Origin of the sequence: Pedobacter sp. PACM 27299 (assembly GCF_001412655.1) — a bacterium.
GTDB lineage: Bacteria > Bacteroidota > Bacteroidia > Sphingobacteriales > Sphingobacteriaceae > Pedobacter.
The window spans coordinates 1,121,488-1,134,766 of the sequence record NZ_CP012996.1; the positions used below are offsets into that span (position 1 = coordinate 1,121,488).

A 13,279-nucleotide genomic window follows, 5' to 3' on the forward strand; every position below is an offset into this window, starting at 1 on the left:
TTTTTTATGTTATGATATTTTACGGAGTGAAATGAACTTTAAAGTGATTACTGAACGAGCAGGTTACAACCTCTGATATCCGCATTATCGAAGCGGCCTAATACCTCAAATGAGCCATCAGGGAACAAGCGGCCTAAGTCTTGCGTTGCGATAAAAGCGCAGGAGTTTACGTTGGAAAGGTCGATCACATTGATTCCACCAGTACTTTTATTTTCGACCAGGCTCAGCGGATCATTGGTATCACGCAGGTAAATTTTCATCCATGGCGGACAATTGAAAATACCAGCTCCTTTAGAATAAGCCTGACCTAATAATTCGGTCATGCCATACTCACTATGGATATCGGCTACGCCAAAACCTTCCTGCAGCAAATGATGGAGTTCTTCTCGTACCATCTCTTTTCTTTTTCCTTTCATGCCGCCAGTTTCCATGACAACCAGTTCCGGGAAATTAATCTGATAATTTTCAATAAAGTCCAGCAGAGCATAAGTGACGCCGATCAGGATGGTCTTCTGGCCGCTGGCCTGCAGTGTGGTTAATTTTTGATGTAATTCTTCATGGTTGTGCAGGAAATAACCGCTATCCGGATGTTTGCTGTCTCTGATTAAAGCATCAACCATATAGATTAATGAGGATCCTTCCCGTTCCAGATAAGAGGGTAGTAAAGCCAGAAAACAAGTATTTTCAATGCTGCCATAAAACTGCTCAAATGCTAAGGTAAAGCTCTGGTCGTAAACAGATATGTCAGTTACCAGATGCTTGCTTTGCGACATTCCAGTAGTGCCAGAGCTACTAAATGTAAGCTCCACCGGATCTTTGCTGCTCAATACTTCATGAGTTTTGAAAAAACTAATCGGCAGAAAAGGAATTTCTTTGGCCGATTTGATGGCCTCTGGCTGCACCTTAAGATGAGAAATATAGGCTTTATAAACGTCGCAGTTTTCTACCTGGTGTTTAAATACCTCCAGGCAGGTTTCTTCAAACTGTTCGTTATTGGAGATAGAAAATATTTGCTTGATTAAGTTCTTCACCCTGCAAAAATACACAAGAATGCTTTAGTTGGCGGGTTGATTTTTATTTAGCAGCGCTTTTCTGAATTGATAGCCGCAAAAACCACTGACAGCGGCTGCAAAAGCGCCTAGAATAGTCGTGAGTACCAGTACTAGATACCAGCTTTTTACGCCGATCATTTCTGCCACACGGCCGGCAAGTATATGGTCGTTGGGGATACTTTTAAAAAGTGCCATTCCCAACCAGAGTAGTAATATGGCGAAGAAAGGAGCCCATAAAGATATTTTTGCGGTCTTGCCGATCAATCCGCAGGTAGCGAAAGAAATCACAATGATAATCCACCATGGAAGTACCATTTGCAATAGGAAGGACACGATGAGTATGACTAGAAAAACCATTGGCTTATTTTTTGGTTATTTTTAAGGAAGAAATTATTTTGGCAGCAGGATCATTCGGGCTTTGCATGAAATAAAGATCATACAACTTGCCGCTGGCCCAGGTATCGATCATGTTGTCATAGAAGCGACTTCCAGGATTTCCTGATTGTCCACCAGGAAATACCCCATGTCCTTTAGGATTTTTGCCGAGTTCAATGACCATCCTCCAGGAAGGACCGTTAGTTTCACTCAGGGCGTTGATGGTCATTTTTCCACCGCCTGTCATCAATACTTTAGAGCCAAAACCTGGAATTTTGGCAAGGTGTGGCACATTGCTATGTTTCACATTTGCCCATGCCCATTCCATGCTGATGGCACCGTATTTTCTTTCCAGGCTGTCGCAGGCATATTTGAAAGCCTCATTCACGGCGTCATTTAATGTTTCTTTTGCAGGGGTATTGATGTTATCAAACCATTTTGAATTTGGTTCTTTTTGGATCAGCTGAACGGTACGGTCCCTGGATGGGAAGCGCATTGGAACAGCATCCACTGTAAATTCATCATTCCAGATATTGAACATCAATCTTTTTGTCCATAGGTCGAATACGCTGGCTCCAACAGATTCGGCGCCATAATATTTGTTCCATCCTGAGGTGATCCTGAAAGCTTCTTTTTGTGTCGCATTGAGCCCTGGCTGATCGACCAGCGGGAGGATATGTGGCAGGATGTTTTGTGCGTAGATGCTATAGGAATCGGTTTGCATTAGGCGTATACTATCGGCGGTAGCCTTAGTCATGGCAGTTAAGCGGTCGTTGATCCTTTTTCCGCGTTCATAAGGACTGAATTCCCAATTGATGTAATACGGGTAAGTTTGATCCGTAGAAGATTGATTGGCAGAGCTGACAAAGTTTCTCGGTGGATTTTTAACTGTTGGATTTTGCGATGCAGGAATCCATCCTTGCCAGTCATTTTTAGGCTCTGTTCCATCTAAGATAAATTTCCCCTGGTCTTTCCATTTTAGTGGGAATTTACCATTTGCGGTGATGGAAATGTCATTGTCTGCGGAAGCGAATACAAAGTTCTGTGCTGGTGCAGTGTAATAAGTAAGGGCTTTCCGGTAATCGTCGTAGTTTTTGCCTCTGTTTAATAAGTAAAAGGTTTTTAACTCATTGGATTTCTCATGTGCGATCCAGCGAAGGGCATTCCCGATCGGCACATTTGCCGCTTTAGAGAAATCTTTAGGCTTTTGAAGGTAAACTACAGGACCATGATGAGTATAGAATACGGTGTCAACTTCCGTTTTTTCTCCGAGGATTTTTATCTTTTCCAGTCGGGTGCTGGTATTTTTCCATTGGTTGTCATACCAGTAGCTTTTATGGGTATTGTCTTTGAATTTGATCTGGTAGAAATCCAATACATCTGCGGCCACATTGGTGACACCCCAGGCGATATTTTGGTTGAAGCCAATGACGATTCCTGGTGCGCCGGGAAGGGATACTCCGTAGGCATTTAAGCCGGGTGCATGGAGTTGGATCTGATACCAGATGGAAGGTAAGCTCAGGTCCAGATGGGGATCATTTGCCAGGATAGGAGATCCAGAAAGCGTTTTTGCTCCGGATATTGCCCAGTTATTACTGCCGATGCCCTCTATTTTCTCTTGAGTTTTAATGTTCGCAGTATTCATTTCTGTAAACGCAGCAGGAGGACTAGGAATTGGCAGTGGTTTAAAATCCCATTTTGTACCTACCGGGATGATCGGATCTTCTTTGAAAGGATAATCAGGAAACAAGTCTTTGACTACTTCGGTGCCAAATTTCTTCCGGATATTGGTCATGTAAAATTCGTCGGAACCCATGGCCAGCACAGCCGACATCTGTTTTAACAATAACGCACATTTTAGTGGAGTCCAGTCTTCTGGTGTAAAATCTAATATTTTGTATTCTAAAGGAAGTTTAGCTGTATTCAGGCTGTGGATATAAGCATTGATACCTGCAGTATAGGCCAGGATCATTTCTTTGGATTTCGGGTCTGCCATCATGCCTTCCAGTGATTTCTCTGCGCCATACACCATACCCATTCTGCGTTGGTACCTGTCGAGTTCTATGGCTTTTTTGCCAACTACTTCTGATAAGCGCCCGGCAGCATAACGTGTCTGGAAATCCATTTGCCACAAACGATGCATTGCGGTCACGTAACCCTGTGCATAATATACATCATGGTCGTTTTGCGCAAAAACATGAGGGATCATACGATCGTCAAACGCAATATCTACGTTTTGTAAGGTCCCTTTCAAAGCCAGATTCGTTTTTGAGGAAATTGCTTTATTTTCAGCGTTTTGCCAAAATCCTGTGAAGGGATTCAGAAATTTAAGTAACGGAGGAGTATTCCCAAACTTCGTATTCAAGGCATACGCAAGGAGTATGGGAATAATCACGCAAACCAAGGCTTTTAATTTATTCATCATGATTGAATTAAATGTACGCTTTATCTTGTCAATAAAAGGGAATAGATTTTTTATGCTTTTGCAATTTAACATAAAACTAATTCATTTAAAATGAAAATTAGATTTCGTCAATTAAATTGTATACAAAATTCAGTTTGGATAATTAAAAAATTGTATTAATTTTAAGATAAATTAACCAATTATAAATTCTCGAGTATGAGCAAAACTTTTACAAAAACGATCCTCACGTTTTTATTGCTGTGTATGACCGCCGTATTTGCACAGGCACAAAATGTGATCATTAGTGGGACAATTACTGATAAAATCACTAAGGAGCCAATACCAGGTGTTGGGATTACCGTTAAAGGCACTACCTCCGGCACAGCAACGGACATTAATGGAAAGTACAATTTTAGTACTTCGCAGAAAGCTCCTTTTATTCTGGTCATTTCCTATGTAGGATATGCGCCTATCGAAAAGCAAATCACAGGAAACGCATCAAATATGGATGCAGCAATGGAACAAGTGGGTATTCTGGGGCAAGAGGTGGTCATTTCTGCTTCGAGAACACCAGAGCGTATTTTGGAATCTCCGGTTTCGGTGGAAAGAATGGGCGCTACTGCAATCAAAGAAATTGCCGCACCGTCCTTCTATGACGCTTTATCGAACATGAAAGGAGTAGAGATGAGTACTCAAAGTTTAACTTTTAAATCTATCAATACCAGAGGATTTAACTCCAATGGAAATACACGTTTCAATCAATATGTGGATGGAATGGATAATCAGGCTCCAGGATTAAATTTCTCTGTGGGCAACATCGTTGGGATCAACGACCTTGATGTAGACAATGTAGAGCTGTTACCAGGTGCTTCATCTGCATTGTATGGGGCAGGTGGGATTAGTGGTACCATGCTGATCACTTCAAAAAATCCTTACGACTATCAGGGTGCAAGTTTTCAATTTAAAAGCGGGATCAACCATGTGAATGATGGTAGTACTGATGTACAGCCTTTCAATCAGCTGGATGTTCGTGTTGCGAAGGCATGGAACAATAAGTTTGCATTCAAAGGAAGTTTCTCTTTCCTGCAGGCAGAAGATTGGCACGCCAATAATTACACCGACTTTGACCGTGCTGCACGTAAAGTGAAAGAAGGAAATAGAATTTCAGATCCTAACTATGACGGGATTAACGTTTATGGAGATGAAGTAAGTCAGAATATGAAAAATGTGGCTCAGGCGGCTATAAACGCTGGAACTTCTGGTTTTGTACAGCAGGCCCTGGGCTTGTCAGCCCCGCCAACAGCAGCTCAGATTGCTGGGTTTAAATCTAATCCGGCAGGTTTAGCCGCTTTAAATGGCTTTCTTGGAACAGACCCAAGATTTAGACCATTCGTTGCAGGATTGGCAAATCCAGCATTACTCCCTGATCAGGCGGTATCCAGAACAGGTTATGAAGAGGCAAATCTGGTAGACTATAAAACACAGTCGCTGAAAGCTTCCGGTGCCTTACACTACCGTTTTTCGCCAACTATCGAAGCGATTGCACAGGCCAACTGGGGAACTGGAACATCCGTATATACGGGTTCAGACCGCTACTCACTGCGTAATTTTAGTATCGGACAGTATAAACTGGAATTAAAAGGTCAGGATTTCTTCTTAAAAGGATATACCACTCAGGAGCGTTCTGGAGATTCTTATATCTCTTCCATTTTGGGGAGTTATATCAATGAATCATCTAAGAAATCAACAGATTGGTTTCCTGAATATGTAGGTAATTTTATCGGTGCAAAAGCATCAGCTCCGGGTGTAACAGACGCTCAGGCACATGCTGCGGCAAGAGCTGCGGCAGATAGAGGCAGATTTCAGCCAGGATCTCCTGAGTTTGAGGCTGCAAAAGACAAGATCATGAATACTACTATTGCCAGCACAGATTTCAAAAAAGGCATTTATGGAGCTAAATTCAATGATAAAACCAATTTGTATCATTATGAAGGCATGTATAATTTCACAAATGCATTGAATAATGTAGTGGAATTGCAGGTAGGTTCTTCTTATCGGATGTATCAGTTGAGGTCTGGAGGTACAATTTTCGATGATCTTAACAACAGTATCGACATCAATGAATACGGTGCATTTGCTCAGATCGGTAAGAAATTCTTCAATGAAAAGGTGAAATTAACCTTCTCTGGCCGTTATGATAAAAGCTCTAATTTTGATGGCAGGTTTACCCCAAGAATCACCGGTGTATTCACTGTTGCACCAAATAACAACATTCGTGTTTCCTATCAAACCGGTTACCGTAATCCAACCACACAGAATCAGTACATAGATTTATCTGTGGGTGGTGGTTCTCAGCGATTGATTGGTGGTTTACCAGCAAGTTTGAACAAATATGAATTGCTGACCAATAAGCCGTATACGGATGTGAGTTACCGTGCATTTTTAGCTTCTGCTTCAGCGGGAGCTCCAAATCCAGCTTTATTAAAGGCTTATGATTTTGATGTTAAAGGTGTTCGTCCGGAAAGTGTGCAAGCTTATGAATTGGGTTATAAAGGCTTGTTAGGTCCTAAAGTCCTGATCGATGCTTACGCTTATTACAGCATCTATAAAGATTTCATCACCGCTGTTGATGTGTATCAGAATAAAGATGGTGCTTTCACCAAGTTTGGCGTTCCGGTAAATGCGACAGGAGAAGTGAAAACTTATGGTGGTGCTATCGGTCTGGATTACCTGATTGGTAAATATAATTTGAGTGGTAACGTTTCTTATAACAAGATCGGTGATCTTCCTGTTGATTATATCAATGATTTTAATACGCCAGAATTCCGTTATAACCTAGGATTTGGTAACCGTGAAATCATCAAAAATGTAGGCTTTAATGTGAACTGGCGCTGGCAAGGTAAATTCTACTGGAACTCTTCTTTTGCTTCAGGAGAAGTACCTGCATTCAGCACGCTTGATGCACAGGTGAACCTGAAAATCCCTTCGGTGAACTCTATGATCAAGATTGGTGGCTCTAACGTATTGAATAAATATTACTTCACTTCTTATGGTAACCCTTCTGTTGGAGCGCTGTATTATGTGTCTTATGTATTCAATCCATAGTCTCTCTTTACTTTAAATTTGATAAACCCTGGCAGCAATGCCGGGGTTTTTTATTCGCTAAGGTTTTAGTTACCAATCCGGAAGCTTAAAATAATCCTTTGGTTTACTGTAAATTTTAACAATCTTAGTTGTACAAAATACACGATCTACCAATCTACTACTTATAAAAAACGATTTTAATGGAAGAACAACACGAACTAGGGAGAGAAATAAAAGAGGAGGAGAAAATTCCCGAAATTGTTGAGGATACAATTCAACATTTAAATAATCCTGTTACCGACTTAAAACCTATTGTAAAAAAATATCTGTCTGCTGTTCAGAAGGTGAGTAAAGAAGGGAATAAGTTTTTCTTCTCTGATGGGGATGCCTGCGTTGAAGTCAGGGTAGTGAGCGATGAAATTATTAGGATAAGATTGGCGCCTCATGGTGTTTTTCTGGATGATTTCTCCTATGCCGTACCCGTAGTGGATCAAAAGGTGACTACTTTCAATATGAATGAGCTGGAGGACCACTATGCGATTTCTACAAATACCATTACCTGTAAGGTGGCAAAGGCAGATTTCAACATCTCCTTTATGGAAAACCTGAATCAGATGGTGATGAGCGAGGATGATGCGCCGATGCATTGGGAGGAGAATGTGGAATTTGGCGGTTACTATGTTTATGCGACTAAGAAATGCCATGCGGAAGAAAATTTCTTTGGTCTAGGTGATAAATCAGGAAACATGAACCTGAGAGGTCGTCATTTCCAAAACTGGAATACTGATGCTTATTCCTTTGGATGGGATCAGGATCCTTTGTATCGCACCATTCCTTTCTATGTGGGCGTACACCAGCAGGCTGCTTATGGTATTTTCTTTGACAATACCTTCCGCTCTTATTTTGACTTTGGAAAAGAAGACAATCAGAAGACCAGTTTTTGGGCTGATGGCGGTGAATTGCAATATTATTATATCCATGGGCCACACATGATGGACGTGGTTAAAAGATACCAGACCTTAACAGGAACGCATCCTATGCCTCCTAAATGGGCACTGGGCTACCACCAATGCAGGTGGAGCTACTACCCGGAAAAGAAGGTGAAAGAAATCGCCGATGGCTTCCGTTCCAGAAATATCCCTTGTGATGCGATCTATCTGGATATTGATTATATGGATGGCTACCGTTGTTTTACCTGGAATAAAAACTATTTCCCGGATCCTAAAAGGATGATCAAAGAATTGGCTAATGACGGCTTTAAAACCGTGGTGATGATCGATCCGGGGATTAAAGTGGACGATAATTACTGGGTTTTTAAAGAAGGTAAAGCGAATAATTATTTCTGTAGAAGGAGTGACGATTATTTTATGGAAGGTCATGTATGGCCAGGTAGGTGTCAGTTTCCAGACTTTACCAACCCCGCAGTCAGGGAATGGTGGGGTAATTTATACAAGGAACTGGTAGATATTGGCGTGGCCGGAGTTTGGAACGACATGAATGAGCCTGCAGTTTTCGGTGCAGGAACTTTTCCGAATGATGTAAGACATAATTATGATGGATATAGAGGTTCACATCGCAAGGCACACAATGTATATGGGATGCAGATGGTACGCTCTACCTATGACGGATTAAAGAAGTTGATGCGCAATAAACGCCCTTTTACCATTACCAGAGCAGGTTATTCTGGAATGCAAAGGTATGGTTGTGTGTGGACAGGGGATAACGTAGCAACCTGGGAGCACTTAAAAATGGGCAATATCCAGTGTCAGCGGATGTCAGTTTCCGGCGTTCCATTCTGCGGAACAGATATTGGTGGATTTAGCGGAGAACCAGATGCAGAGTTGTTTACGCGCTGGATTCAACTCGGTACTTTTTCTCCTTTTATGCGTGCACACTCCGCAGGAGATACCGCAGAAAGAGAGCCATGGAGCTTTGGAGAACCATATACGAGTATCAACAGGACTTTCATCGAGTTGCGGTATCGATTGATGCCTTACTTGTATTCGGTGTTCTGGGAACATCACCGTTACGGTTTCCCTATCCTCAGACCATTGGTGATGTTGGAGCAGGAAAATGTAGGCAACCATTACCGTCAGGATGAGTTTACTTTTGGAGATAAAATCCTGGTTTGTCCGGTTTTGGAGCAAGGTGCAACCTCCAGAATGGTCTACTTACCTAAAGGAAAATGGTATAATTTCTGGACGCATGAAATCCTAAGCGGAGAAAGTGAACACCTGATTCAAGCTGCTTTAGACCACATGCCGCTATTTGTTCGCGCAGGATCTGTAATTCCTGAATATCCAGTGATGCAGTATGTAGGCGAGAAAAATATCGATGAAGTATTGCTCAATATCTATTATTCAGATTATGAAGTGAACTCCTTTTTCTATGAAGATCATGGAGATACGTTTGCCTACGAACAAGATATATATTCAGAAAAAAAGTTTAGTGTAAAAGGTGACGCTCATAAACTGAGTATCGAGCAAAGTGTAGCCGGTCTTTATACTCCAAATTATGAGTTGTACGACTATACAGTGATCGGAATTCCATTTAAAGTGAACAAAATCACAGTAGATGAAAAGGATGTAAAAGATTATTATATGGATGAACGTAATTGCTTACGTTTCAAATCCAACAAGAATTTCATGACAGTAAAGATATATGGTGAGTAGGATAACAAATTAAAATCAATTTCATGAGCATACCGGTGAAGCGCAATTCCGATAAAATAGTAGATGATAAAGCAGTGCCAGCAGTTGGGCAACAGCATAAAAGTGTTTGGGTGTATAGCTTATTTACTGATTTTGATGTGTCCTTGTTTGTCAGTGGAAAGCATTTCCGACTGTATGAAAAAATGGGAGTCCACCTGCAGCAGGTCGCTGGCAGAGATGGCGCCTATTTCGCTGTTTGGGCACCAAATGCACAAAATGTAAGTGTTGTTGGTAACTTTAACCAATGGGATGCCAGTGCTCATCCATTGAACAAGCGATGGGATGCCTCCGGAATCTGGGAAGGCTTTATTCCTGACCTGAAAAATGGAGAGGTTTATAAGTATGGAATTAAAGGTTTCGATGGCGTAGACATCCAGAAAGGTGATCCATTTGCCAGGCATTGGGAACATCCTCCAAGAACAGCTTCGGTGATCTGGGAAGTGGATTACCGATGGAAGGATAAAAACTGGCTGAAAAAACGGCCAAAGATAAATGCACTAGATCAGCCATTATCGGTATATGAATTGCATTTAGGCTCCTGGCAAAGGGATCCTTCAGAACCGCAGCGCGTGCTCACTTATAAGGAAATTGCCACTAGTCTGGTGCCTTATATCCTGGATATGGGCTTTACCCATGTAGAACTGATGCCCATCATGGAATACCCTTATTTTCCCTCCTGGGGCTATCAGATTACCGGATATTTTGCAGCGAGTTCCAGGCATGGAACTCCAGAAGAATTAATGTACCTGATTGATGAACTTCATAAACATGATATCGGAGTGATCCTGGATTGGGTGCCTTCTCATTTTCCTGGGGATGCACATGGGCTTTTTCATTTTGATGGCACTCATTTGTATGAGCATGCAGATATGAGGAAAGGTTTTCACCCAGATTGGAAGTCCTACATTTTTAATTATGATAGAAACGAGGTTCGTTCTTTCTTAATCAGTAATGCGATGTTTTGGATGGACAAATTTCATGCAGATGGACTTCGAGTAGATGCAGTGGCCTCAATGCTGTATTTTAATTTTTCAAGAAAAGCCGAAGAAGCGGCAACGAATGAGTTCGGCGGACCGGAAAATCTGGGAGCGATACAATTTCTTAAGGACTTGAATGAGGCCGTTTACGGTAGCTTTGAGGGCGTACATACCATCGCAGAAGAAAGCAGTACTTATCCTGGAGTGACGCATCCGGTAAAGGATGGTGGACTGGGTTTCGGTATGAAATGGATGATGGGATGGATGAATGATACCTTGAAGTATTTCAAGAATGATCCGCTGAATCGCAGTTTTCATCATCACCAGCTTACTTTTAGCGCTACTTATGCCTTTACTGAGAAGTTTATGCTGCCTTTTTCTCATGATGAAGTAGTGCATGGGAAATCTTCTATGATCTATAAGATGCCCGGTGATGAATGGCAGAAGTTTGCCAATCTACGCCTTTTATATGCCTATATGTTTACGCAGCCAGGAACTAAATTGCTGTTTATGGGGAATGAGTTCGCACAAACACATGAATGGGATTTTAAAAGTTCCCTGGATTGGCATTTGCTCCAACATGCACCTCATCTGGGGATGCAGAAAACCGTTAGGGCGCTAAATAATTTTTATCGCAGCGAACCTGCACTCTATGAACATAGTTTTTCTTATGAGGGCTTTGAATGGATTAATGCGGATGATACAGATAATTCTGTTTATGTATACCTGAGGAAAGGACTTAAAGCGAAAGATACATTAATCGTTATTTTGAATATGACACCTGTTTTACGGGAAAATTACCGTATAGGACTTCCTTTTAAAGCAAAATGGAAAGAAATATTCAATACAGATGCGGAGGAATTTTTTGGCAGTGGAAAAGGAAATCAAGGCATCCTGCTGGCACCTGAACTGTTGGCTTCTCAGGGTCGCGAATATTCTATTCAATTGCAGCTCCCCCCTTTAGGAGCTATCGTATTGAAACAAGGGAAATAGGTATTTATAGATCTATTTAAACGACAATAGCCTCCATTTATGGAGGCTATTGTCGTTTAAAACTAAAGGATTTAGGTCTTTTAATCCGGTGATTGAAAGTTGTAGATTACCTGAGAAGTTAATCTTTTTTTGTCTTTTAATCGCTCCAGATTATCATGTAAAGCACTTTTGTCTTCTATACCAGTACTGTTCAATAGTGCTTTCTTATAGAATTCATTGGCTGCTTCCCATCTTTTATCCTGCTCTGCGTAAATTCCCATTTGCTCATAAATACAGCATTTGCAAACGCCTTTAGTAGCAAGCGCTTGTTTAAATACCTGCTCTACTAATCTTGACATCTCTAAAGTGCAGAGCAGTCGTAAATAAGGAAGGTAAGTATCCGGAAATTCAGGATCTAGCTCCATACATTTCTTGTAATAATAGCCTGCAGTTTGATAATTTTTAAGCTTATCCTGATAGATATTCGCCAGGCTGCAGTAGGCTCTTGCATATTCAGGATCTTCCTGGATAATTGCATTTAGTAAATGAAGTGCTTTTGGCGGCTCTCCGAAATTTAATTCTTCAAGAGCTTCCAAATACTTTTCTTCGGTGGTATATAAAATGTCCATAAGGAATCGTGTCGTTTTTAATCCGATAAGAAAATTCGGGGTGTTATGAAATCGTTATTGTGGTCGCTGGCTGAATATCAGCAGGGATAAAAAGGATATTCCATGGCGATCCGATGCAGACAAGCCATTGGGCTGCTGCTGATAAACCGGAGATGTGAATAATTTAACATGGCCTTTTTTCTACAAAGATAAGGATATGTGGCTTAATATCAAAACGTTTGGTTTTCCTATTGTCTGTTCCTCATTTATGAGGCATAAAATATAATTTTATTAGATTTAGGGACACAATGTAAGAAAGCTGGATAATAAAATACTGTTGATCCTGGCTATCCTTTGTTTAATGCAGCCAATTGAATGGTATCACTATGTTAGAAGTGTAGCTGATACCGGTTATACTTTGCCTGTCAAGCAAGCTGATGCACTTTATGGAGAAATAGGTAAGGTGGTGGCCAGCGGTAATATCGGGGAGTTTTTCATTGTAAATGTAACCACCGGGCAAAAAGTCAGTTTATTATGGGCTATTGAAGGTGGAAGATTTAAGCAAACCATGGGCTTATTTATGTGGGGATTGTGGATTGGAAGAAAACAGCTGTTTCTGGATTCGAAAGAAAGCAGGAACTTCTGGTTGAGCGCTTTAATCATTTCAGCTCTATTGTTTGCTCCATTATATGAGTTCAAAGTGATCATGATGGATAAAAATACGGATGAAATCAGCAAATCTACCGTAGGGGTAGTGTTGGACATGTGGTTCAAATTTTCGTTTACCATCGTATTGACCGCTTCTTTCTTGCTCTTGTATCAAAAACTGAAGTTTAGAAACCTGACTTCATCCCTGATCCCTTATGGGAGAATGAGCTTAACCAATTATGTGAGTCAATCTATTTAGGTGCTTTAATTTATTTCCCTTTTGGCCTGTCTTTGGCCAAGTCCTGTGGCATGACGCTAAGTTTAATGATTGGTATTGTCGTTTTTCTCGTTCAGGTACAGTTTTGTAAATGGTGGTTGAGCAAACATAAACAAGGACCTTTAGAAGGACTATGGGCAAAAGCAACCTGGTTAAAATAACCAGGCTGCA

Annotated in this window: 7 protein-coding genes and 1 pseudogene; 4 read left to right on the top strand and 4 right to left on the bottom strand. The window is 41.1% G+C overall.

What is annotated here, in order from left to right; translation table 11 throughout:
- Positions 1-47: 47 nt before the first annotated feature.
- The 3 genes from AQ505_RS04730 to AQ505_RS04740 are packed head-to-tail and all read right to left on the bottom strand — an operon-like array spanning position 48 to position 3,852.
- On the bottom strand, positions 48-1,031 hold the full coding sequence (locus tag AQ505_RS04730) for a LuxE/PaaK family acyltransferase (RefSeq protein ID WP_062547112.1): 984 nt from the start codon (positions 1,029-1,031) through the stop codon (positions 48-50).
- Positions 1,032-1,055: 24 nt separating this feature from the next.
- A complete protein-coding gene (locus tag AQ505_RS04735; RefSeq protein WP_062547113.1) occupies positions 1,056-1,409 on the bottom strand; it encodes a hypothetical protein in 354 nt (117 codons plus the stop codon).
- Positions 1,410-1,413: 4 nt separating this feature from the next.
- Positions 1,414-3,852 (bottom strand): penicillin acylase family protein, encoded by a 2,439-nt coding sequence (locus tag AQ505_RS04740; protein WP_335337990.1) that lies wholly within the window; start codon positions 3,850-3,852, stop codon positions 1,414-1,416.
- A gap of 195 nt (positions 3,853-4,047) precedes the next feature.
- On the opposite strand from AQ505_RS04740, the gene AQ505_RS04745 reads away from it, so the two are divergent.
- The 3 genes from AQ505_RS04745 to glgB all read left to right on the top strand — a co-directional run bounded on the left by AQ505_RS04745 (position 4,048) and on the right by glgB (position 11,596).
- Positions 4,048-6,936, top strand: a complete 2,889-nt coding sequence (locus AQ505_RS04745) for a TonB-dependent receptor (protein WP_062547114.1) — start codon at positions 4,048-4,050, stop codon at positions 6,934-6,936.
- A gap of 179 nt (positions 6,937-7,115) precedes the next feature.
- Positions 7,116-9,587 (top strand): glycoside hydrolase family 31 protein, encoded by a 2,472-nt coding sequence (locus AQ505_RS04750; RefSeq protein ID WP_062547115.1) that lies wholly within the window; start codon positions 7,116-7,118, stop codon positions 9,585-9,587.
- Positions 9,588-9,610: 23 nt separating this feature from the next.
- Positions 9,611-11,596 carry a 1,4-alpha-glucan branching protein GlgB gene (gene glgB / locus AQ505_RS04755; RefSeq protein ID WP_062547116.1) on the top strand — a complete coding sequence of 662 codons (1,986 nt, stop codon included), beginning with the start codon at positions 9,611-9,613 and terminating at the stop codon, positions 11,594-11,596.
- A gap of 80 nt (positions 11,597-11,676) precedes the next feature.
- Here the strand turns inward: glgB and AQ505_RS04760 are convergent, their stop codons facing one another.
- Positions 11,677-12,204 carry a hypothetical protein gene (locus AQ505_RS04760; RefSeq protein WP_062547117.1) on the bottom strand — a complete coding sequence of 176 codons (528 nt, stop codon included), beginning with the start codon at positions 12,202-12,204 and terminating at the stop codon, positions 11,677-11,679.
- 559 nt (positions 12,205-12,763) lie between these two features.
- On the opposite strand from AQ505_RS04760, the pseudogene AQ505_RS26820 reads away from it, so the two are divergent.
- Positions 12,764-13,269 (top strand): annotated as a pseudogene (locus AQ505_RS26820) (DUF418 domain-containing protein).
- The last annotated feature ends 10 nt before the right edge of the window (positions 13,270-13,279 follow it).

Bases quoted from the DNA above. Each gene is read 5' to 3' on its own strand.
- AQ505_RS04745 (WP_062547114.1), top strand. From the start codon at position 4,048: ATGAGCAAAACTTTTACAAAAACGATCCTCACGTTTTTATTGCTGTGT.
- AQ505_RS04740 (WP_335337990.1), bottom strand. From the start codon at position 3,852: ATGATGAATAAATTAAAAGCCTTGGTTTGCGTGATTATTCCCATACTC.
- AQ505_RS04735 (WP_062547113.1), bottom strand. From the start codon at position 1,409: ATGGTTTTTCTAGTCATACTCATCGTGTCCTTCCTATTGCAAATGGTA.
- AQ505_RS04760 (WP_062547117.1), bottom strand. From the start codon at position 12,204: ATGGACATTTTATATACCACCGAAGAAAAGTATTTGGAAGCTCTTGAA.
- glgB (WP_062547116.1), top strand. From the start codon at position 9,611: ATGAGCATACCGGTGAAGCGCAATTCCGATAAAATAGTAGATGATAAA.
- AQ505_RS04750 (WP_062547115.1), top strand. From the start codon at position 7,116: ATGGAAGAACAACACGAACTAGGGAGAGAAATAAAAGAGGAGGAGAAA.